Below are 20,900 nucleotides of genomic sequence, written 5' to 3' on the forward strand. Positions count from 1 at the left end.
TCCCTAAATTTGAATTTTTTTGCCGCAGCAGTAATGACCAACTGCGGCATTACTTAACGCTTGACTTCTAAATGGGGGCCTTGCGGCCGATTTCAAGCCTGCTCGTCAATCGATGGCGAAACCGGCGCTGGAGCCTTGCTGACTACGACCATAGCCGGGCGCAGCAAGCGACCATTGAGCTGATAACCTTTTTGAAACACCTTGAGCACACTGTTTGGCTCCAGGTCAGCGCTTTCCTGCATTGCCATCGCCTGGTGATGCTCGGCATTGAAGGGCTCGCCGTGTGGATCGATAGCTTCCAGGTGATAACGCTTCAGGGTGTCCTGGAACATTTTCAGGGTCAGCTCGATCCCTTCACGCATTGGACGAATGCTTTCGTCGTCCGGGTTCGACAGCTCAAGGCCGCGTTCCAGACTGTCGATTACCGGCAACAGGTCGCCAGCAAATTTTTCCAGTGCAAATTTGTGTGCTTTTTCAACGTCCTGTTCTGCACGGCGGCGAACGTTCTGTAGATCGGCAGCTACGCGCAAAGCCTGATCATTAGCGGCCGCCAGCTGCTCTTCAAGCACTTGCACGCGGGATACCAGATCTTCGCTTCCTGCATCAGCGGCCTGATTAGCGTCTTGATTCTGCGTATCCATAGTCTGTTCGTCTGCCATAGATTTCTCCTTTCAAACTTTGTCCGCGAGCTCGACTCGCGCTTCTGCCAAGGTATATGGGGTCGCAATTTTCAGGTTCAAGAGCCAAAAAGCAGTAAGTGTGGTCTTTCCCCTCGAGCAAAAGCCCCGGCTGGACAATCGAAACGACCTAAAAAAGCAAAATGACCAAGCAAATCGAACTAAACGAAGGCATTGTCAGCACGAAACAAAACACTGTATAAATAACCAGACATTACGTTTTGGAGCAGCTCCTATGCTGGTGCACCTGTCCGTACATAACTACGCCATCGTTGAACATCTCGATCTTGAACTGGATCGCGGGATGAGTGTAATCACTGGCGAGACCGGTGCCGGTAAATCGATCATGCTCGATGCGCTCGGCCTTACCCTGGGTGACCGCGCCGACAGTGGCGTAGTTCGCCCCGGGGCCGAAAAGGCCGACATCCTGGCCACCTTCGACCTGCAGGATATCCCCGAAGCCCGGGCATGGCTTGCCGCACGCGATCTCGAGGCTGAAGGCCCGTGCATCCTGCGCCGAGTGATCACCGCCGAAGGACGCTCACGCGGCTACATCAATGGCACACCCTGCCCTCAAGGCGACCTGAAAGCCCTGGGCGAGTTGTTGATCGATATCCACAGCCAGCACGAACACCAGTCGCTGCTCAAACCCGACACCCATCGCCGCTTGCTGGACGAGTATGCGGGAGCCACCGATCTGGCCCGCCAGGTCCATCTGGCAGCACAACGCTGGCGCCAGACCCGCCAGGAACTCGAGCACCTGTCCAACTCGGGTGACGAGCAGCGCGCACGCCACCAACTGCTGAGCTACCAGCTCGAAGAACTCGAAACCCTCTCGCTGGGCGAAAACGAACTGGAAGAGCTGGAGCAGGAACACAAGAACCTGACCAACGCCGAAACCCTGCTGACTATCTGCCGCCAGGTGGTTGAACAGTGCAGCGAAAACGATTCCGGCAACGTACTCAACGCGCTGACCGTGAGCCTGAATCGCCTGTCGAGCATCAACAACAACTCCGGCTCGCTGAGCGAAGCAACCGACCTGCTGGCCAGCGCACAAATTCAAGTCGAAGAGGCCGTGGGCGAACTTAACCGTTTCCTCGATCATTTTGATGCTGACCCGGGCCGCCTGCAGTACCTCGAAGAGCGACTGGACACCATCTACACCCTGGCACGCAAACACCGCGTCCAGCCAAATGACGTTGCCGCCCTGCAGCAACGGCTACTGGAAGAGATCGAAACCCTCAACGCCAACGATGAGTCCATTGAGCGCCTGAACAATGAACTGACCGCGTACACCCGTCACTATCAGGAGTGCGCACGCGAACTCAGCGGTTTGCGTGCCCATGCGGCAACACAGCTGAGCAGTGCAGTAGAAGAAGAAATCCAGCGCCTGGGCATGCCTGGTGGCCGCTTCGTCATCGAGTTGCGCCCACAAAACAGCACCGACCCGATGCCCCACGGTCTGGAGCAAGTTGAACTGCTGGTCAGCGCCAACCCCGGCCAGCCTCTTAAAGCCCTGGCCAAGGTGGCCTCTGGCGGCGAACTGTCACGCATCAGCCTGGCCATCCAGGTCATCACCGCACAAACCTCACGCGTACCCACCCTGGTATTCGACGAAGTCGACGTGGGCATCGGCGGTCCAACTGCTGAAATCGTTGGCCAGTTGCTGCGCAGGCTTGGCGAGCGCGGCCAGGTGCTGACGGTCACCCACCTGCCGCAAGTGGCAGCGCAATGCCACCAGCACCTTTTCGTACACAAGGTTCGCGAGAGCGAAACCACACGCACCGCCGTGTCGAAACTCAGTCAAAAAGAGCGAGTAGAAGAAGTCGCGCGCATGCTCGGCGGTATCGATCTGACCAAAGAATCATTGGCTCATGCCAAGAAAATGGTGGTCACAGCAAAAAACCTGGCAGCTTAACGACGAACGGTCAACAAACACCAAGATTCAGACAGCACGAAGGCGACCCTGGGGTCGCCTTCGTTGGTTTCGCGAACCGGGGTTCGCGCGACATGCTTATTTAGTTTTCTTGCGTACGTACAGCACCAGATTGTGATCTACCAGCTCGACGCCATGTTTGGCGGCGATGGCATGTTGCAGTTTTTCGATGTCTTCGTCGAAAAACTCGATCACTTCACCACTGTCCACGTTGACCATGTGGTCGTGGTGTCCGCCGTCGGCATCGGCCAATTCAAAGACTGCATGACCGCCATCAAAATTATGGCGAATCACCAGCCCTGCGGACTCAAACTGCGTCAGTACACGGTAGACCGTGGCCAGACCGACGTCTTCGCCAGCTTGCATCAATGCCTTGTAAACATCCTCGGCACTCATGTGACGCTGCTCGGCAGAGTCAAGCATTTGTAGAATCTTGACTCGTGGCAGAGTCACCTTAAGTCCGGCCTTACGTAGTTCGCTATTTTCAACCATGGTTAGCTTTCTCGCGGAAGCGCTTCGCAGCTTCTCTTAATACGGGTATGATCGGCGTTTACGTTGTCCCAGCCAAGATAGTGGAAGTCGCCCACCGATGCAAAACACCAAGCTCTTGCTAACCAGTTTCACCTTTGTGGGACTGCTCGCACTCGCCGGTTGTTCATTCCCCGGGGTTTACAAAATCGACATCCAGCAGGGCAATGTCGTCACGCAGGACATGATAAACCAGTTACGCCCGGGAATGACCCGCCGGCAAGTGCGGTTTATCATGGGCAACGCCCTGCTGACCGATACATTCCACCCGGATCGTTGGGATTATTTGTATAGCCTGCAACCCGGTGGCGGTGAACGCCAACAAGAACGCGTGAGCGTGTTCTTCAACGAAAACGACCAGCTCATCAGCTTGTCAGGCGATTTCAAGCCTGGCGTGAGCCGCGACGAGGCAATTCTCGGCAAAGACACTGCCCCGGGTGAAACCACCCCGCCAGTGCCTGAGACTGCACCGAGCGAGAATAGCGATGAGCCACCTAAACCTGGCTCGCTGCTCGATCAGATCCAGAAAGACGTCGATGGAGTCAAAGCGGTACCTGTACCGACTCCAGCGCCTTTGGATACAACCGAACAATAAAGGTTCGGCACAAAAAAGCCCGGCATGCCGGGCTTTTTGTTGTCTGTCTAAAGTGCTTACAGCTGGCTCAGGCGCTTGGCTTCAGCCGCTTTGGCTGCACGCTGGCGCCGGATTTCTTTAGGGTCGGCCAGCAAAGGACGATAAATTTCAACCCTATCACCGGCCTGCAATACATGGCTGTCTGGCGCTGCGACCTGCTTGCCGAAAATCCCCACAGGGCAATTCAGCAGATCCAGCTCCGCAAACTCGCTATCCATACCCGACGCCAGCACCGCCGCCCGTACAGTAGTGCCTTGCGGTACCGCCAAAACCAGCAAGCGCTGACGATCGACAGCCGCGTAGACAACCTCAACATCAATCATCAGAATCAGCCATACAACTGCTTGGCGCGCTGGCAAAACGCATCTACCAGCGTATTGGCGGCCTGATTGAACAACGGCCCCAAGGTCGCCTTCACAATCGCCCCGGCGTAATCAAACGTCATATCCAGACTGATCTTGCAGGCTTTCTCGCCCAATGGCTTGAACACCCAGAGGCCGTGCAACTTGGTGAATGGCCCCTCTTCCAGATTCATCTCAATGGATTGCCCCGGCACCAGCGTGTTACGCGTCACAAAGTGCTGGCTCAAACCGCCCTTGGCCACACCCAGGCTGGCGCGCATCAGCACCTCGGTGCTTTCAAGAATTTCGGCCGATGAACACCACGGCAAGAACTCCGGATAACTCGCAACATCGTTAACCAGGTCATAAAGAGCCTGCGCCGGATAAGGCAGCAAGGCAGAGCGTTGGATATGGGTAGTCATGTCAGCGTTACTTCCACAGCTGGGCGGCAAACACAATCAGAATGCCGAGTGGCGCCACATAGCGCATCAAGAAAAGAGTCAGGGTGAACATCGCCGGGCTGCGCATCGACAACTCGTCGCGTACTGCGCCACGCCCCATGATCCAGCCTGCAAAGACCACAAAGCACAGCCCGCCTAAAGGCAGCATGATACGCGAGGTGAAGAAATCAACGACACCAAAGAAGTCCAGACCGCTGGCAGCCCCCCATTGGTACAGGTGAAAACCTGATTCTTCGCTCACGAAAAACTTGGCCTGCTTCCAGATATTGAACGAAAACACCGTACCCAGACCGACGAACCAGCAGGTAAAGGCCAGCCAGAACGTGACCCAAAGGCGCCTGACCCGGGTCCGCTCAACAAGGTAAGCCACCATCGGCTCAAGCAGTGAGATAGCCGAACTCCAGGCTGCCACGGCCACCAGAACAAAGAACACCACCCCCATCAACTGACCGAACGCTACGTTGCCAAAGGCAAACGGCAAGGTCACAAACATCAGCCCTGGGCCTTCGCTCGGGTTCAAACCCGAAGCGAATACAATTGGAAACAATGCCAGTCCGGCCAGCAATGAGACAAAGGTATCGATCAGCGCCACACCGACAACCGTCCCGGAAATCGATGCGTTTTTCGGCATATATGCACCGTAGATCATGATAGAACCCACGCCCACACTGAGCGAAAAGAACGCATGTCCCATTGCCGCCAGCAAGCCGTCGAGCACCCGGTCGGGGTTGAAGTCGAACATGAAATGCACGCCCTCCATGAAGTGCCCCGTGGTCATGCTGTAACCCAGCAGCACCAGCAACAGTACAAACAGAATAGGCATCATGATCCGCAAACTGCGCTCAAGACCCGCTACCACACCCCTGGCGATCACAAACGCTGACAGAAGCATGAACGCTGTATGCCAGAACGTAAGGCGCCATGGGTCGGCAATCACGCCACCGAAGTAAGCACCCACCTGATCAGCCGTCGCGCCCTGAAAATCGCCCTTGCCCATATTGATGATGTAATCCAGCGACCAGCCGCCGACCACACTATAAAAAGACAGGATCAGCAGTGCCGTGATCATCCCGGCAAAAGCACCCCAGGACCAACGCCCGGAATGCCCGGCCTCCACCGCTAATACCTTCAAGGCATTTGCCGGACTCAGTCGCGCCCGCCGACCGATCAGGGTTTCAGCCAGCATCACCGGCACACCAATCAGCGCGATACAGGCCAGAAACACCAATACAAAAGCACCGCCACCGTAGACGCCCACCATGTAAGGGAATTTCCAGATACTGCCCAGACCCACGGCAGAACCGGTCGCAGCGAAAATAAAGACCCAACGGCTTGCCCAACTGCCGTGGACAGAAACCTTGTCTGTCGACATCGTTACTACGCCCAACCACTAAAAAAAGAGGGCGCATTGTCCGGGAATCACCCTACGCGCTCAAGCACGCAGTCCTGCACGCACAAACTCGCAGGTTGGCCGTAGCCGACACGCTAGCAACTGCCTATAATGCCGGCCCTATGGCTAAACAGAAGAAACACCCCACAGGGACCATCGCGCAGAATAAAAAAGCGCGACACGATTACTTCATCGAACATCGGTTCGAGGCTGGTCTGGTCCTGGCCGGCTGGGAAGTAAAAAGTCTGCGTGCAGGCAAGGCACAGCTGGTCGACAGCTATGTGCTACTCAAGGACGGTGAAGCCTGGCTGCTTGGCAGCCATATTGCCCCCCTGACGACAGCCAGCACCCACGTTATTGCCGACCCGACGCGCAGCCGCAAACTGCTGCTTAACCAGCGCGAGCTGGAAAAGCTGTTTGCCGCGGTGCAGCAGAAGGGTTACGCCTGCGTCTGCCTCTCGCTTTACTGGAGCAAGCACTTGATCAAATGCGAAATTGCCCTGGGTAAAGGCAAGAAGGAATACGACAAGCGTCATACCGAGCGTGAGCGCGACTCCGATCGCGAGCTGCAGCGTGCAGTGCGCAACAAGGGCAAGGAAGACTAAACCTCCCTGCCCCTATCATCTGCAGGAGCGAGCTTGCCTCACTCCTGCAGGTTTGGCCCCTTACAACCCGTTACGCCGCTCAGCCCGCGCCATGCGCTGAACTTCCTGACGCACTTCTTCCAGAACTTCCTGCACGTATACCAGGTGCCGGCTCGCCACTTCCCGGGCATCCTCTGCACGCCCCTCGATAATCGCCAGATACAACTCGCGATGCTGACTGATCAGCATGTCGCGCGTTTCACTGCGCTGCTTGTACATACCCCCGATGTTGGTCACCACGTTGCGCTTGAGCAGGTCGAACAAGCCCCGAATGGTGTGCAGCAACACTGCGTTATGACTGGCTTCGGCGATAGCCAGATGGAAGTTGGCATCCGCCTCGCCCTCCTCGGCGCGGCTCACCTCATCGACCCGTGCATAACAATCCTGCAACTGCTCAAAGGCCAGGCGCAGACGCTCGCGATCCATCTCGGTGGCGCGCGATGCCGCGTAAAAGGCACATGAGGCCTCAAGGGTATGGCGAAACTCCAGTAAATCGCGCTGCGCTTCGGGATTGCTCTCCAGCAATTGCAACAACGGATCACTAAACGTCGAACCCAGCGCAGTCGCCACATAATTGCCGCCGCCCTGGCGACTGACCAGCAAACCTTTGGCCGACAGCTTTTGAATGGCCTCGCGCAACGACGGGCGCGACACACCAAACTGCTCCGCCAGCGCACGCTCAGCCGGCAAGCGCTCGCCTGACTTCAACGTTCCCTCAAGGATCATGCCCTCAAGCTGCTCGACAATATCGTCCGACAAACGGCGCTGACGAATTTGATCAAACCCCATAACTGCTCTCCACCCTCCCGACCGAGCGCCGGGGGCCGCTATTCTCGCCGATTGGCGCAATCCGCACACCCATCAGAAGCGCCGCTCCGGCCCCCATCAGATGCACTGAACACGAACATCCCGACAAAAGATTTAAGAGCGGCAAATTGACACATACCGCATAAGGCTTTTACCCTAGCCGGTAGCGGTTGTAAATTGGTAATACCAATTATCCAAGCACGCTCGACCAATAACAATTAGGGGCCACCCCATATGCAAACCTGGCAACAGCTCTATAGCCCGCTCGGCAGCCTCGGCCTGTCCGCTCTCGCGGCTGTCATTCCGATCGTGTTTTTCTTCCTGGCTCTGGCCGTGTTCCGTCTCAAAGGACACGTCGCCGGGAGCATTACCCTTGCCCTGTCCATTGTGGTGGCCATCTTTGCCTTCCAGATGCCTGTCGACATGGCCTTCGCAGCTGCCGGCTATGGATTTGCCTATGGCCTCTGGCCAATTGCCTGGATCATCGTTGCCGCGGTGTTCCTCTACAAACTGACTGTTAAAAGTGGTCAGTTCGAAATCATCCGCAGTTCGGTACTGTCGATCACCGATGACCAGCGCCTGCAAGTGCTGCTGATTGGCTTCTGCTTCGGTGCCTTCCTCGAAGGTGCAGCCGGTTTCGGCGCGCCGGTAGCCATTACTGCCGCACTGCTCGTAGGCCTGGGCTTCAACCCGCTGTACGCGGCGGGCCTGTGCCTGATTGCCAACACCGCCCCCGTAGCGTTCGGCGCACTGGGCATTCCGATCATCGTGGCGGGCCAAGTGACGGGCATCGACTCGTTCAAGATCGGCGCCATGGCTGGCCGTCAGTTGCCATTGCTGTCGCTGTTCGTACCCTTCTGGCTGGTATTCATGATGGACGGCCTGCGCGGCGTGCGTGAAACCTGGCCGGCAGCCCTGGTGGCCGGCTTGAGCTTTGCCGTCACCCAGTACTTCACCTCGAACTTCATTGGCCCTGAGCTGCCGGACATTACCTCTGCCCTCGCCAGCCTGGTCAGCCTGACCTTGTTCCTGAAAGTCTGGCAGCCAAAACGGACTGCAGGCGCACAGATCGCAGGCGTTTCCTCTGACGTAATCGTGACAGCCAGCGCAGGAGGTTTCGGCAAACCGAGCAACCTCATGGCTTCGCCTTACAGCCTGATGCAGATTCTCAAAGCCTGGTCGCCGTTCCTGATCCTCACCGTTCTGGTCACCATCTGGACCCTCAAACCGTTCAAGGCCCTGTTCTCCCCGGGCGGCGAGATGTATGGCTGGGTGTTCAACTTCGCCATTCCGCACCTTGATCAACTAGTGATCAAAACCGCACCCATCGTAAACGCACCGACCGCCATTGCTGCCGTGTTCAAACTGGACCCGATTTCAGCAACCGGCACAGCGATTTTCTTCTCTGCATTGATCTCGATGCTGATCCTGAAAATTGACATCAAGACTGGTCTTACCACTTTCAAAGAGACCCTCTACGAACTGCGCTGGCCGATCCTGTCCATCGGCATGGTGCTGGCCTTTGCCTTCGTCACCAACTACTCGGGCATGTCTTCCACCATGGCTCTGGTGCTGGCGGGGACTGGCGCGGCGTTCCCGTTCTTCTCGCCGTTCCTCGGCTGGCTGGGCGTATTCCTGACCGGTTCCGACACCTCCTCGAACGCGCTGTTCAGCTCGCTGCAAGCCACCACCGCGCACCAGATCGGCGTCAGCGACGTGTTGATGGTTGCGGCCAATACCAGCGGCGGCGTGACCGGCAAAATGATTTCCCCGCAATCAATCGCCGTAGCCTGTGCGGCCACCGGCCTGGTGGGCAAAGAGTCCGACCTGTTCCGCTTCACCCTCAAGCACAGCCTGTTCTTCGCCACCATCGTTGGCCTGATCACACTGGCACAGGCCTACTGGTTCACCGGCATGCTGGTGCACTAATAAGACTATGGTTACTGCACGATAAAAGGCGCCGGCCTGCACGCCGGCGTCATTCATTCCAAACCCGGTCTGCCTGGCGGCTGAAGACGGTTTCAGCTGCTGACGCGGACACATAACCGGGACCACCCGGAGACGCCTGATGAGCGAGCTTTTTTACAACGCCGTGCCGAATGCGACCCGCGTCGCCCCGCCCCTCCCGACACCTCGTCAATACCCCTCGCACAAGCCACGCAAGGTCTATCTGTTTGGCACCTGCGTAGTGGACCTGTTCTTCCCCGAAGCCGGAATGGACGCCATTCACCTGATCGAACGCGAAGGTATCGCAGTCGACTACCCCCAGGGCCAAAGCTGCTGCGGACAACCGGCCTATACCTCCGGCTACACCGATCAGGCCCGCGAAGTCGCACGGTCGCAGTTGGCATTGTTCGCCGAAGACTATCCCGTGGTCGTGCCGTCCGGCTCTTGCGCCGGGATGCTGCGCGAGCACTACGAAGACCTGTTCAAGGACGAGCCCGAAACCCTGCTCAAGGTCCACGCCCTGGCCGATCGCACCTTCGAACTCACCGAATTCCTGCTGTTTGTGTGCAAGGTGCAATTCAAGGACAGCGGTGCTCCGGTCAAAGTAGCGCTGCACACCTCATGCTCCGCACGGCGCGAAATGAACACCCACCTGCATGGCCGCGAAATGCTCGCGCAACTGAGTAATGTCGAACGTATCGACCACAGCCACGAAAGTGAATGCTGCGGTTTTGGTGGGACATTCAGCGTACGCATGCCGGATATTTCCGGGGCCATGGTCGCCGACAAGACCCGCTCCTTGATTGAAACCGGCGCCCATCAGGTACTGACTGCCGACTGCGGCTGCCTGATGAATATCAATGGCTCGCTGGAAAAACAGAAGCAGGCCCTGCGCGGCCAGCATCTTGCCAGCTTCTTGTGGCAGCGCACCGGAGGCCAGCAATGAGCGCCAGCACACTGATCCCCACCGTCGCGATTGAAGAAGACTTTCGCGAGCGCGCCCACGAAGCCTTGGCTGATACGCAACTGCGAAACAACTTTCGCAGTGCCATGGACTCTTTGATGACCAAACGTGCGGCGTCCTTCAGCGACGCCCATGAACGCGAACACTTGCGAGCCCTGGGCAATGCAGTGCGCGCACGCGCCTTGTCCAAACTGCCCGACCTGCTGCAACAACTGGAAGCCAACCTGACTCGCAACGGCGTGCAGGTGCATTGGGCCGAAACCGTCGACCAGGCCAATGAAATCGTGATGTCCATTGCTCGCCGGCGCTCAGCCAGGCAAGTGATCAAAGGCAAGTCCATGGTCAGCGAAGAGATGGAGATGAACCACGTGCTCGGCGCCCAGGGCATTGAATGCCTTGAGTCCGACATGGGCGAGTACATCGTTCAACTCGACAACGAGAAGCCGTCCCACATCATCATGCCGGCGATCCACAAGAATGCCGGGCAAGTGGCTGACTTGTTCCACGAAAAACTCGGTGTGGACTACACCAAAGACGTCGACCATCTGATCCAGATCGGCCGACGCGTGCTGCGCCAGAAATTCTTTGAGGCTGACATCGGCGTGTCCGGCGTCAACTTCGCAGTCGCCGAAACCGGCACCCTGTTACTGGTGGAAAACGAAGGCAATGGCCGCATGTCCACCACAGTGCCGCCGGTGCATATCGCCGTCACCGGTATCGAAAAAGTCGTCGAAAACCTGCGTGATGTGGTGCCACTGCTGTCACTGCTGACCCGCTCGGCCCTCGGCCAGCCGATCACCACCTACGTCAATATGATCTCCGGCCCGCGCAAACCCGGCGAACTGGACGGCCCCGAAGAAGTGCATCTGGTACTGCTCGACAATGGCCGCAGCCAGGCATTTGCCGACAGCGAGTTACGCCAGACTCTTAACTGCATCCGCTGTGGTGCCTGCATGAACCACTGCCCGGTATACACGCGCATCGGCGGCCATGCCTACGGCGAGGTTTACCCGGGGCCGATTGGTGCAATCATCACGCCGCACATGGTGGGCCTGGCCAAAGTTCCGGATCACCCCAGCGCGTCGTCGCTGTGCGGTGCCTGCGGCGAAGTGTGCCCGGTAAAAATTCCGATCCCGGCCCTGCTGCGCCGCCTGCGCGAAGAGAACGTCAAAGCGCCGGATGCTTCGCCCCGAATCATGCGCGGCCAAGGCAGCAAGTACTCGCGCAAAGAGCGCCTGGTCTGGAACATGTGGGCCAGACTCAATAGCTCTCCCACCCTCTACCGCGTGTTCCTCAAGGCTGCCACCCGCCTGCGCGGGCTCACGCCGAGCAATGTCGGGCCGTGGACGCAAAACCACAGTGCCCCCAAACCCGCAGCCCGCTCCCTGCACGATATGGCCCGCGAGCACCTGGCGAAAAAATCGGGAGACCCGCGATGAGCGCTAGACAAAACATCCTCAACAAACTGCGTAACAGTCTGACAGGGACCACACCGGTGCCTGACAACTTCGACGAAGTGCTGGTGACACAACCCTGGACTTATACCCCGGAACAACGCATCCCTCAGCTGCGCAAACTGATGGAAGCGGTGCACACCGAAATCCACCTCAGCACCGAACAGGACTGGCCCGCACTGTTGGCGCAATTGGTCACCGACCGTCAACTGCCGAGCCTGCTGATTGCCCCGACCACGGCCCACGGGCAAAAAGTGACGGCGCACTGGGAGCGAAATCCCGGGTTGGCGCCGCTCAAGGCCTACAACCGTCCGGTGGAAGAATGGAAAGCCGAACTGTTCAATGACACCCCGGCCAGCCTGACCACGACCCTGGGCGCGATTGCCGCCACCGGCAGCCTGATCATGTGGCCAACCCCTGAAGAACCGCGCCTGATGAGCCTGGTACCGCCGGTGCATTTCGCCCTGCTCAAGGCCAGCGAAATCCGCGACAACTTCTATCAGGTGCAGCAAGAGATGAACTGGGCCGCCGGGATGCCAACCAACGCATTACTGGTATCCGGCCCGTCGAAAACCGCCGATATCGAGCAAGTGCTGGCCTACGGCGCCCACGGCCCGAAAGACCTGGTGGTGTTGATCCTGGAGGATGCATGAGCCTGCCCGTTGCCTTTGTGCGTGATGTCGAACAACTGATCGCGCAGGACCGCCGTTTCAGCGACCCGCTGTCCACCCTGGCCTTTGGCACTGACGCCAGCTTCTATCGGCTGATCCCCAAGCTGGTGATCCGCGTCGAGTCCGAAGACGAAGTGGTCGAACTGCTGCGCCTCGCCCGTCGCGATCAGGTGCCGGTGACTTTTCGCGCCGCCGGCACCAGCCTGTCGGGGCAGGCCATCAGCGACTCGGTGCTGATCGTGCCTGGGGATAACTGGAACGCCAAGGAAATACGCGGCCAGGGCACACAAATCCGCCTGCAACCCGGGGTTATCGGCGCCCAGGCCAACGCCTGGCTGGCACCGTTCGGGCGCAAGATCGGCCCCGACCCGGCCTCGATCAACGCCTGCAAAATCGGCGGCATCGTCGCCAACAATGCCAGCGGCATGTGTTGCGGCACCGCGCAAAACACCTACCACACCCTGGCTGGCCTGCGCGTGGTGCTGGCCGACGGTACCCGGGTCGATACCGAAGACGCGAACAACGTCGCCGCCTTCCGCCAAAGCCATGCTCCATTGCTCGAACAGCTGGCGACTTTGGCCCGCGAGACCCGCGCCAATCCCGAACTGGCTGCCAAAATTCGCCATAAATACCGTCTGAAAAATACCACTGGCCTGTCGCTCAACGCCCTGGTGGATTTCGATGACCCGCTGGATATCCTCAGCCACTTGCTGGTGGGCAGCGAAGGCACGCTGGGCTTCATCAGCTCGGTGACCTACGACACGGTAATCGACCATCCGAACAAAGCCTCGGCGCTGATCGTGTTCCCCGACGTTGAAACCTGTTGCAACGCAGTCACCGTACTGAAAAGCCAACCTGTGTCCGCCGTGGAGCTACTGGATCGTCGCAGCCTGCGCTCGGTACAGGACAAGCCCGGCATGCCGGCTTTCGTACAACAGCTGTCGGCCAATGCCTGCGCCCTGTTGATCGAGTCCCGTGCCGCAACCTCGGCCTTACTGCACGAACAACTTGCGCAAATCATGGCGTCGATGGCGGCGTTCCCGGTCGAGAAACAAGTCGACTTCACCGAGGACCCGGTGGAAAACGCAAAACTGTGGGCGATCCGCAAAGACACCTTCCCTGCAGTCGGCGCCGTGCGCAAAACCGGGACCACGGTCATCATCGAAGACGTGACCTTCCCGGTCGAACAACTGGCCATCGGCGTCAATCGCCTGATCGAGCTGTTCGACAAACACCACTACGACGAAGCGATCCTGTTTGGCCATGCCCTGGAGGGCAACCTGCACTTCGTCTTCACCCAGGGTTTCAACAACCCCGAAGAAGTGGCGCGTTACCAGGCATTTATGGATGACGTGGCGCAACTGGTGGCCGTGGAATTTGGCGGCTCGCTCAAAGCCGAGCACGGCACCGGGCGCAACATGGCGCCTTTCGTAGAACTGGAATGGGGCAGCGATGCCTACCAGTTGATGTGGCAGCTCAAGCGTTTGCTGGACCCCCAGGGCATTCTCAACCCGGACGTGGTCCTCAGCGAAGACCAGCACATCCATCTAAAGCATCTGAAACCGATGCCCGCCGCTGACGAGATTGTGGATAAGTGCATCGAGTGCGGCTTCTGCGAGCCGGTATGCCCATCAAAAGGCCTGACCCTCAGCCCGCGCCAGCGGATTGTGATCTGGCGCGACATTCAGGCCAAAAAGCGCGCAGGTATCGACACCCTAGAACTGGAAAAAGCCTACGCCTACCAGGGCATCGACACCTGCGCCGCTACCGGTTTATGCGCACAGCGTTGCCCGGTGGGCATCAACACCGGCGAGCTGGTGAAAAAACTCCGGGCCCGCAGCGCCCACAACGTGAAAACCGCCGACTGGCTGGGAAATCACTTTACAACCACGCTGCAAGGCGCCCGCTTCATGCTGCACGCCGCCAATGGCGCACGCATGCTGCTGGGTGCGCCGCGGCTGGGCAAAATCTCGGCCGCGCTGACCCGGGCAAGCAAAGGCCGGGTACCCTTGTGGACCAACGCCATGCCGCAACCCGAACGGCCGATTCGTTTCAGCCCGCCGGACAATGATGCACGGCCGCGCGTGGTGTATCTGGCCGCGTGCGTTTCACGGGTGATGGGGCCGGCGGCAGGCGACAGCGAGCAAATGTCGCTTCTGGATAAAACCCGCGGCCTGCTGGAAAAAGCCGGTTACCAGGTAGTGTTCCCCGACAACATGGACAGCCTGTGTTGCGGCCAGCCGTTTGCCTCCAAAGGCTATGCCGAACAGGCCGAACACAAACGCCAGGAACTCATCGGCGCCCTGCTGCATGCCAGCCGTGGCGGGCTTGATCCGATCTACTGCGACACCAGCCCTTGTACCTTGCGCCTGGTGCAGGACCTGAACCAGTCGCGCCTGGACCTGTACGACCCGGTGCGTTTTATCCGCACCCACCTTGTGCACAAGTTGAACTTCACCCCGCAGACCGCGCCGATTGCCGTGCATGTCACTTGCAGCACCCAGCACCTTGGCGAAAGCCAGGCGCTGATCGACATTGCACGGCTGTGCAGCACCCAGGTAGTGATTCCCGAAGGGATTCATTGCTGCGGATTTGCCGGCGACAAAGGCTTCACCACACCGGAGTTGAACGCCCACTCGCTGCGCACCCTGAAAGACGCCGTGCAGCATTGCAGTGAAGGGATATCCACCAGTCGCACCTGCGAAATCGGCCTGAGCCAACATGGCGGAATCGATTACCACGGGCTGGTGTATCTGGTGGACCGGGTGACCACCACCCTGTAGGAGCGAGCTTTTTACGTCGACGGCATGCAAGCTGGCTCGCCCCGGACGCCCTGCCGAACACTCAAAAAAACGCCCCACTTTTGGGCATAAAAAAACTCATTCCATGGCGGCCAAATACAGGCAGAACTCCTGAGCACAGCTATAGTCAATTGGCTTAAGGCCCCAATGTTTGGGGCATATAACCGAGTCCGGAGACACCGGGCCTACCCTGTACACAAGGAGTTTTCCCCATGAAGCGTACCGCTCTTGCTGGTCTGTTTATTTCCGCTGTGATGTTGGCCTCTCCGGTGTTTGCGGCTGAAACCGTTCCTGCAAAGGATGATTTGTGCGCCATCAACCTGCAAAGCATTGAAAACGCCATGGCTACTTCTGGCCAGACAAGTGAAAACACCGCCGACGACATCAAGGCTGGTTACGAAAAGGCCAAGAAAGAACAGGCCAGCGGCGATGACAAAGCCTGCATTTCAACCACCACTCAATTGCTCCAGCGCATCCAGGATAACAACAAAGGTGGTGATGACGGCAAGTAAGCCCTTGATGGGGTTGGCCTTCTGCGCCGCAAAGGCGTACACTCCGCTAGCTTGCTGGTAATACACAGCAAGCATCGGGGCCGTTTAGGATTCGACGCCGGTTGCGAAACTCTAGGTGCATGCCGAGTTGGTAACAGAACTCGTAAATCCACTGTTGCAACTACTTATAGTTGCCAATGACGAAACCTACGAGGGTCAAGCTCTCGCAGCGTAAGCTGCCTTAGCCATCCTCCTGGTACCTTCGGGTCCAGCAATCACTAGGGGATGCCTGTAAACCTGAAGTGATTGTCATATAGAACAGGATCGCCGTGCAGTACGTTGTGGACGAATCGGCTAAAACTTACACAACTCGCCCAAAGCACCCTGCCCTTCGGGTCGCTGAGGGTTAACTTAATAGATACGGCTAAGCATGTAGTACCGACAGCGGAGTACTGGCGGACGGGGGTTCAAATCCCCCCGGCTCCACCAACTCAACAAAAAAAGACGTCCTCGGACGTCTTTTTTTGTGCCTGAAATCGAGTGAATACGGGGGTTTCATGGCTGTTGCGCAACGAGGCCAAGCATTTGGGTCGCATCAATATCCAAGACGGCACCAAAGGCGGTCGCTCTGGGGCATCAGAGCCGCGATGGATTACTGCTAACAATGAGGTAAACGAGGCAATCCTCTTCGCAAGAAATGCATCACCGAGGGGCAGCCGTAACCTGCTGGCCCCAGAAGAAATCTACGCCGCGTTCCTGCAATTGACTGTGCGCCCCGCCCGCAAGATTCAGCATAGGCACAAGCTAAAGGGATTTCATGAACTGGGCGCCGCCTACGCTTGCAAACGCTACGAGCATTTCACAGGCTATGCAGCCCCAATCAATGGCGGCCACTGCTATCGCATCGACCCCGACCTAGATAAACAGGCACGCCTACAAATCAGTCTTGAGCTCGGACATAACCGGCTCGATGTGGTTTCGACCTACATCGGTGGCCGCTCATGAGCAAATCCTTTAATATGACGCTGTACCTGATCGGCGTTCAGTGCGGCTCGAAGAGCACGCAGCAAAGACACCTCCGACAAACTCAAATCATGCAAGCGGCGATCCAGCACCGCTGGTAACGAAACCCCCTTGGACCTGGCAGCAAAAGCATATGCGCTGGTTTTTGACTCACTTTCTAAAGGACCACTCAAGCGCAAGCCAGTACTACTACAAACTCATCGCTTTACTAATCAGTAAACGGCTAGGGACTACGTGGTTGCTGACAAATCGATCAATTGACAAGCACCCCTGCCGCAGACGGCCGTAGAAGCCACGATCACCATGTCCAGTCGGCACCAACATTACCTAAAGCGAGGCCTCGCTGAGGCAGCGGACAATTCCCTCACCTTTAGGGCCTCATGTAAATCAGACAAGCGCCCCCCGCCTTGCTTGATCTCGCACTCCCACACAACCATGACCGTCCAGCTTTGGCCTGCAGCGTCTGTACATTTTCGAGGTCTCTTTCAACGTTGCTTGAAAATTTTGCCGCCCAGAATTCGCTCCGAGTCTTAGGTGTAGTAGCGTATGGACAGCCCGCATGTCGATGCCAAAAACATCCGTGTACAAATATACAGGTCAGGAGCTTGGGCATTACAATGTCGGGCTTGCCAGGGAGGTCCTTGCGGTGCAGGCGAAAACGATAACCCAAAGCATAAAGGAAACGGCGCAATGTGAGCTCGGGCTGTGTATTTTTGCCGGTTATCGCAGCCATCATCCGAGATCTGGTCGCTTTATCTACAACATCCACTTTCGTTTACCTTTGGCAGATGTAGCTCATGAATTGTAACAACCCTTTACAGGTCGTGGATCTCTTCGCTGGCCCTGGCGGCCTTGGTGAAGGTTTCTCTTCACTCAATGAGGGCAGAAGCTTTGATGTATTAGTCTCAGCAGAAATGGACCCGTTCGCTCGATCTACGCTAAGACTCCGTGCATTTTATCGCGCGCTTAAAAAAAATAATCCAGCAGCCCTTGACGACTACTATTACTACTGCGAGACGGGTAGGGCATCACAACCTTGGACTTCGAACAGCGCCAAAGAATGGCAGCATGCAGATAAAGAGGCCCGCCAAATTAAACTAGGGAGTGCGGAGGGAAATGCCGAGCTAGACCGCATTCTAGAAACTAGACTAGATACCAGTAAACCTTGGGTATTGATTGGTGGCCCCCCTTGCCAAGCTTATTCAATAGTTGGGCGAGCACGCAACAAGGGAAATGCAGAATACAAAGCGGAAGATGACCAACGCCACTTCCTCTACCGGGAATATCTTCGGATAATTCAGAGCAAGCGCCCTGCAGTATTTGTCATGGAAAATGTCAAAGGGATTCTTTCCTCTAAGGTTAGCGGAACTCAAATATTCCCACAAATACTCCAAGACCTAGCTGACCCTGATGCCGCATTAGGTATCAAAAACGGATGTGGTACAAAATATAAAATCTGCTCCTTGGTCTCTAATGAAATATATGAATCAGGAATGCCGCCAGATTCAATTGACTTTAGTAACTTTGTAATACGCGCTGAAGACTATGGCATCCCACAAGGTCGCCATCGGGTCATTTTGATCGGTGTTTCACAAGATTACATTGGTGAGGTTAACGAGCACAAGCTTGAAACTGCCGAACCAGTTACAGTTGGAGACGTAATCGGAAACCTTCCGCCCCTACGAAGTACGCTATCGAGGGGAAATGACACTCCAGACAAGTGGTGCAGTGAAGTTTTAAATCACTTGGACACCTTATATGCAGACCTGATTTCCTCTGGGAAGCAGGACCCAAACTTAGAGATGAACCTTAAAATCTTCCGAGATTCATTTTCGGGAGGCAGGTTGGATAATGGCGGGCTGAGAGTAAGAAAGACAAGCTCTTGGAGTGGAAGAACAAGATCGGAGGATTTGAACTCGTGGTTTACAGACGACAGGTTAAACGTTTGGCTCAACCATGAAGCTCGAAGTCACATGAGTGCAGATCTCAAGCGATATGTATATGCCTCCGTCTTCGCACAGGCTCATCATATCTCTCCAAAGGGCCATAAAGAATTCAATCTTCCCGGATTGGCACCTGACCATAAAAACTGGGAAAGTGGTAAATTTAGCGATCGCTTTAGAGTACAACTTAACAACCAGTACTCCTCAACGATTACAAGCCATATATCGAAAGATGGCCATTATTTTATTCATTATGACCCCAATCAATGTCGCAGCCTGACTGTTAGGGAAGCAGCCAGATTGCAAACTTTCCCAGATAATTATTTTTTCCTAGGCAATCGCACACAGCAATACCACCAAGTTGGGAATGCAGTCCCACCGCTTCTTGCAAGTAAAATTGCCAAACTAGTAGAGCGTATAATTAAGGGCGGAGCTTCAAGTCCGGAGCATGCAGGAGTAGTGGATTCGATGATCATCTAAATGATGACTAGGCAGGTCCAAAGCAGCGGAGGCTGAAAATGAGGCTTGCATCATAACCATTTTCATGCGAGGAATAGTGGCCAATGGATGTCACACCCTGCCGTGTGCGACTTATGCCCCACGGTAGAGGGACTGTAGGAAATCAACGCGAACCCTTGGGGGATAGAAATGTTGTTGGAGAGAGTCTTGGTTACCTTTTGTACTAGGAGACTGGTGCGATGATAGAGGTTCAGCACCCTCCCCACGCAGCGTCACTGCTCGAATCAATGCGGTCAATTGGCTACACCTTGGATTCGGCGTTGGCGGACTTAATTGATAATAGTATTTCCGCCCACGCCAAAGAGATCCACATCGAGTTCCGTCCTACTGACAACCCGTACATCGCGATAATAGATGACGGAAAAGGAATGTCGCATGAGGTATTGCAGAGCGCAATGCGACACGGTAGCAAAAACCCTCTTTTAGAGAGGGGGGAAGACGATATGGGTCGGTATGGCTTAGGGCTCAAGACAGCATCCATATCACAATGCCGCCGGATGACTGTCATTTCCAAACAAGATGCTGATATCAACGCATTTTGCTGGGATCTCGATGTCGTTATCGAAAAAGGCGCTTGGGTCATGCTTCAGCTTGAAATTTCAGACTACCAAGCCTTACCGCACTTTAGTCAGCTAGAAAGTAAAAAATCAGGAACGATGGTACTGTGGCAAGAACTCGACAAATTGCTTGTTGGGGAAGCCGATCCAGAAAACGCATTGGGAACGAAAATGCTTGCGGCCCGCGAGCATCTATCACTTGTTTTCCATCGTTTCCTAACAAAAGAAGGGAGCAAGCCAAAAATATCAATGGCTCTCAACGGTTCTGCGATTGTTCCATTTGACCCTTTCTTGGCCAATCATAAAGCTACTCAGCCTCTGGATGAGGAGAAGTTTTCCGTCGAAGGCAAAAGGGTAATAGTCAAACCTTTTATTTTGCCACACATGAGCAAACTTAGTAGCAATGATGTACAGCTGATCGGCGGTAACGAAGGCTTTCGAAGCCAGCAAGGATTCTATATATATAGAAATAGAAGACTGATAATTTGGGGAACTTGGTTTCGCCTAGCAAGAAAAGACGAGCTAAGCAAGCTTGCACGAGTACGGGTGGATATCCCCAACACACTTGATCACCTTTGGACTCTAGATATAAAGAAATCTGCCGCTCACCCGCCTGAGTTGGTTCGGCAAAACTTAAAACGCACTGTAGACAGAATCAGATCCGTCAGCGGCAGAACGATCGCTTTTAAGGGTCGCAAAATCTCTGACTCTGATGTCGCCCTTGGCTGGAACGAAGTTCTCGATAGATCAGGCGTTAGATTCGATGTAAATCGGAACCACCCACTAATTTCAGAGTTCTCAAAATCTCTTGACAAAGAAGGAAGAGCACGACTAAACCTGGTTTTAGGGGTTATTGAGAGTTCATTCCCTGCGGACGCCTTGTACAACCGTATGGCAAGCGACGTCCGACCTGATTTCGCAAGTGACAGTGCGGTAGAAAACATCAACGATATGATTTCGACAATTATAGTAAATATGCCCGTAGATTCGCCGACCAGAAGGCAACTGCTAATGTCGCTTCATTTAATAGAACCATTTAATCTATATCCAGAACTGACAAAGAAAATTGTTGAGGAATATAACTTGTGAGTGAGACGTCAAGGATGGTGCTG

At 55.9% G+C, this 20,900-nt stretch carries 18 protein-coding genes, 1 other RNA gene and 2 pseudogenes; 14 read left to right on the forward strand and 7 right to left on the reverse strand.

All coding sequences use genetic code 11. From position 1 onward, the window contains the following. Positions 1 to 92 precede the first annotated feature (92 nt). Positions 93 to 659, reverse strand: coding sequence for a nucleotide exchange factor GrpE (gene grpE, locus JQ848_RS19290; protein ID WP_003439582.1), 567 nt, complete (start codon positions 657 to 659; stop codon positions 93 to 95). Between the two features lie 253 nt (positions 660 to 912). Here grpE and recN point away from each other — a divergent pair, with 253 nt between their 5' ends. Then, positions 913 to 2,595, forward strand: a complete 1,683-nt coding sequence (gene recN, locus JQ848_RS19295; RefSeq protein ID WP_003439581.1) for a DNA repair protein RecN — start codon at positions 913 to 915, stop codon at positions 2,593 to 2,595. Positions 2,596 to 2,691: 96 nt separating this feature from the next. Here the strand turns inward: recN and fur are convergent, their stop codons facing one another. Further along, positions 2,692 to 3,105 carry a ferric iron uptake transcriptional regulator gene (gene fur, locus JQ848_RS19300; RefSeq protein ID WP_003439580.1) on the reverse strand — a complete coding sequence of 138 codons (414 nt, stop codon included), beginning with the start codon at positions 3,103 to 3,105 and terminating at the stop codon, positions 2,692 to 2,694. Positions 3,106 to 3,202: 97 nt separating this feature from the next. Here fur and JQ848_RS19305 point away from each other — a divergent pair, with 97 nt between their 5' ends. Further along, positions 3,203 to 3,736 (forward strand): outer membrane protein assembly factor BamE, encoded by a 534-nt coding sequence (locus JQ848_RS19305; RefSeq protein WP_010656958.1) that lies wholly within the window; start codon positions 3,203 to 3,205, stop codon positions 3,734 to 3,736. A 56-nt stretch (positions 3,737 to 3,792) separates the two neighbouring features. On the opposite strand, the gene JQ848_RS19310 is transcribed toward JQ848_RS19305, so the two are convergent. From JQ848_RS19310 to JQ848_RS19320, 3 genes are read right to left on the reverse strand one after another with little or no spacing between them, the layout of a single operon-like run. Further along, positions 3,793 to 4,098 (reverse strand): RnfH family protein, encoded by a 306-nt coding sequence (locus tag JQ848_RS19310; RefSeq protein WP_003439578.1) that lies wholly within the window; start codon positions 4,096 to 4,098, stop codon positions 3,793 to 3,795. A 5-nt stretch (positions 4,099 to 4,103) separates the two neighbouring features. Beyond that, entirely contained in the window at positions 4,104 to 4,538 is a 435-nt protein-coding gene (locus tag JQ848_RS19315; protein ID WP_003439577.1) for a type II toxin-antitoxin system RatA family toxin, read from the reverse strand. A 7-nt stretch (positions 4,539 to 4,545) separates the two neighbouring features. Next, positions 4,546 to 5,949, reverse strand: a complete 1,404-nt coding sequence (locus tag JQ848_RS19320; protein WP_003439573.1) for a sodium-dependent transporter — start codon at positions 5,947 to 5,949, stop codon at positions 4,546 to 4,548. 140 nt (positions 5,950 to 6,089) lie between these two features. On the opposite strand from JQ848_RS19320, the gene smpB reads away from it, so the two are divergent. Next, positions 6,090 to 6,572, forward strand: a complete 483-nt coding sequence (gene smpB, locus JQ848_RS19325; RefSeq protein ID WP_003439570.1) for an SsrA-binding protein SmpB — start codon at positions 6,090 to 6,092, stop codon at positions 6,570 to 6,572. Between the two features lie 60 nt (positions 6,573 to 6,632). Here the strand turns inward: smpB and JQ848_RS19330 are convergent, their stop codons facing one another. After that, a complete protein-coding gene (locus JQ848_RS19330) occupies positions 6,633 to 7,400 on the reverse strand; it encodes a GntR family transcriptional regulator (RefSeq protein ID WP_003439567.1) in 768 nt (255 codons plus the stop codon). 252 nt (positions 7,401 to 7,652) lie between these two features. Here JQ848_RS19330 and JQ848_RS19335 point away from each other — a divergent pair, with 252 nt between their 5' ends. The 9 genes and pseudogenes from JQ848_RS19335 to JQ848_RS22800 all read left to right on the forward strand — a co-directional run bounded on the left by JQ848_RS19335 (position 7,653) and on the right by JQ848_RS22800 (position 17,058). After that, a complete protein-coding gene (locus JQ848_RS19335; protein ID WP_010656956.1) occupies positions 7,653 to 9,347 on the forward strand; it encodes a lactate permease LctP family transporter in 1,695 nt (564 codons plus the stop codon). A gap of 139 nt (positions 9,348 to 9,486) precedes the next feature. Then, positions 9,487 to 10,311 (forward strand): (Fe-S)-binding protein, encoded by an 825-nt coding sequence (locus JQ848_RS19340; protein ID WP_127196822.1) that lies wholly within the window; start codon positions 9,487 to 9,489, stop codon positions 10,309 to 10,311. Then, a complete protein-coding gene (locus JQ848_RS19345) occupies positions 10,308 to 11,768 on the forward strand; it encodes a LutB/LldF family L-lactate oxidation iron-sulfur protein (RefSeq protein WP_202211034.1) in 1,461 nt (486 codons plus the stop codon). Before JQ848_RS19340 ends, JQ848_RS19345 begins: the two co-directional genes overlap by 4 nt. After that, positions 11,765 to 12,436 carry a LutC/YkgG family protein gene (locus JQ848_RS19350; protein ID WP_010656955.1) on the forward strand — a complete coding sequence of 224 codons (672 nt, stop codon included), beginning with the start codon at positions 11,765 to 11,767 and terminating at the stop codon, positions 12,434 to 12,436. The genes JQ848_RS19345 and JQ848_RS19350 overlap by 4 nt, the downstream gene beginning before the upstream one ends. Continuing rightward, positions 12,433 to 15,237, forward strand: coding sequence for an FAD-binding and (Fe-S)-binding domain-containing protein (locus JQ848_RS19355; protein WP_202211035.1), 2,805 nt, complete (start codon positions 12,433 to 12,435; stop codon positions 15,235 to 15,237). The genes JQ848_RS19350 and JQ848_RS19355 overlap by 4 nt, the downstream gene beginning before the upstream one ends. 230 nt (positions 15,238 to 15,467) lie before the next feature. Beyond that, positions 15,468 to 15,767, forward strand: a complete 300-nt coding sequence (locus JQ848_RS19360; protein ID WP_003439557.1) for a hypothetical protein — start codon at positions 15,468 to 15,470, stop codon at positions 15,765 to 15,767. Between the two features lie 76 nt (positions 15,768 to 15,843). Next, positions 15,844 to 16,235: a transfer-messenger RNA gene (gene ssrA, locus JQ848_RS19365) on the forward strand. Between the two features lie 75 nt (positions 16,236 to 16,310). Continuing rightward, a pseudogene (locus tag JQ848_RS19370) lies at positions 16,311 to 16,751 on the forward strand (integrase domain-containing protein); the annotation flags it as partial. Continuing rightward, positions 16,748 to 17,058: pseudogene (locus tag JQ848_RS22800) on the forward strand (hypothetical protein). The pseudogenes JQ848_RS19370 and JQ848_RS22800, both read left to right, overlap by 4 nt. 81 nt (positions 17,059 to 17,139) lie before the next feature. Here JQ848_RS22800 and JQ848_RS19375 read toward each other — a convergent pair. Beyond that, a complete protein-coding gene (locus tag JQ848_RS19375) occupies positions 17,140 to 17,505 on the reverse strand; it encodes a very short patch repair endonuclease (protein WP_408003742.1) in 366 nt (121 codons plus the stop codon). Positions 17,506 to 17,566: 61 nt separating this feature from the next. On the opposite strand from JQ848_RS19375, the gene JQ848_RS19380 reads away from it, so the two are divergent. Together JQ848_RS19380 and JQ848_RS19385 are read left to right on the forward strand one after the other, a co-directional pair. Next, positions 17,567 to 19,192: a DNA cytosine methyltransferase gene (locus tag JQ848_RS19380; protein WP_127196826.1), complete on the forward strand. Its 1,626-nt coding sequence runs from the start codon at positions 17,567 to 17,569 to the stop codon at positions 19,190 to 19,192. A gap of 218 nt (positions 19,193 to 19,410) precedes the next feature. Then, positions 19,411 to 20,877, forward strand: a complete 1,467-nt coding sequence (locus JQ848_RS19385) for an ATP-binding protein (RefSeq protein WP_127196827.1) — start codon at positions 19,411 to 19,413, stop codon at positions 20,875 to 20,877. Positions 20,878 to 20,900 lie beyond the last annotated feature (23 nt).

It is taken from the genome of Pseudomonas paraversuta, assembly GCF_904067025.1.
Classification (GTDB): domain Bacteria; phylum Pseudomonadota; class Gammaproteobacteria; order Pseudomonadales; family Pseudomonadaceae; genus Aquipseudomonas; species Aquipseudomonas paraversuta.

Excerpts from the sequence above, each read along its gene's own strand:
- JQ848_RS19345 (WP_202211034.1), top strand. The coding sequence starts at position 10,308 with ATGAGCGCCAGCACACTGATCCCCACCGTCGCGATTGAAGAAGACTTT.
- JQ848_RS19375 (WP_408003742.1), bottom strand. The coding sequence starts at position 17,505 with ATGATGGCTGCGATAACCGGCAAAAATACACAGCCCGAGCTCACATTG.
- fur (WP_003439580.1), bottom strand. The coding sequence starts at position 3,105 with ATGGTTGAAAATAGCGAACTACGTAAGGCCGGACTTAAGGTGACTCTG.
- JQ848_RS19380 (WP_127196826.1), top strand. The coding sequence starts at position 17,567 with ATGAATTGTAACAACCCTTTACAGGTCGTGGATCTCTTCGCTGGCCCT.
- JQ848_RS19355 (WP_202211035.1), top strand. The coding sequence starts at position 12,433 with ATGAGCCTGCCCGTTGCCTTTGTGCGTGATGTCGAACAACTGATCGCG.
- JQ848_RS19320 (WP_003439573.1), bottom strand. The coding sequence starts at position 5,949 with ATGTCGACAGACAAGGTTTCTGTCCACGGCAGTTGGGCAAGCCGTTGG.
- JQ848_RS19360 (WP_003439557.1), top strand. The coding sequence starts at position 15,468 with ATGAAGCGTACCGCTCTTGCTGGTCTGTTTATTTCCGCTGTGATGTTG.
- JQ848_RS19305 (WP_010656958.1), top strand. The coding sequence starts at position 3,203 with ATGCAAAACACCAAGCTCTTGCTAACCAGTTTCACCTTTGTGGGACTG.
- JQ848_RS19340 (WP_127196822.1), top strand. The coding sequence starts at position 9,487 with ATGAGCGAGCTTTTTTACAACGCCGTGCCGAATGCGACCCGCGTCGCC.
- JQ848_RS19310 (WP_003439578.1), bottom strand. The coding sequence starts at position 4,098 with ATGATTGATGTTGAGGTTGTCTACGCGGCTGTCGATCGTCAGCGCTTG.
- smpB (WP_003439570.1), top strand. The coding sequence starts at position 6,090 with ATGGCTAAACAGAAGAAACACCCCACAGGGACCATCGCGCAGAATAAA.
- JQ848_RS19330 (WP_003439567.1), bottom strand. The coding sequence starts at position 7,400 with ATGGGGTTTGATCAAATTCGTCAGCGCCGTTTGTCGGACGATATTGTC.
- JQ848_RS19385 (WP_127196827.1), top strand. The coding sequence starts at position 19,411 with ATGATAGAGGTTCAGCACCCTCCCCACGCAGCGTCACTGCTCGAATCA.
- JQ848_RS19335 (WP_010656956.1), top strand. The coding sequence starts at position 7,653 with ATGCAAACCTGGCAACAGCTCTATAGCCCGCTCGGCAGCCTCGGCCTG.
- recN (WP_003439581.1), top strand. The coding sequence starts at position 913 with ATGCTGGTGCACCTGTCCGTACATAACTACGCCATCGTTGAACATCTC.
- JQ848_RS19315 (WP_003439577.1), bottom strand. The coding sequence starts at position 4,538 with ATGACTACCCATATCCAACGCTCTGCCTTGCTGCCTTATCCGGCGCAG.
- grpE (WP_003439582.1), bottom strand. The coding sequence starts at position 659 with ATGGCAGACGAACAGACTATGGATACGCAGAATCAAGACGCTAATCAG.
- JQ848_RS19350 (WP_010656955.1), top strand. The coding sequence starts at position 11,765 with ATGAGCGCTAGACAAAACATCCTCAACAAACTGCGTAACAGTCTGACA.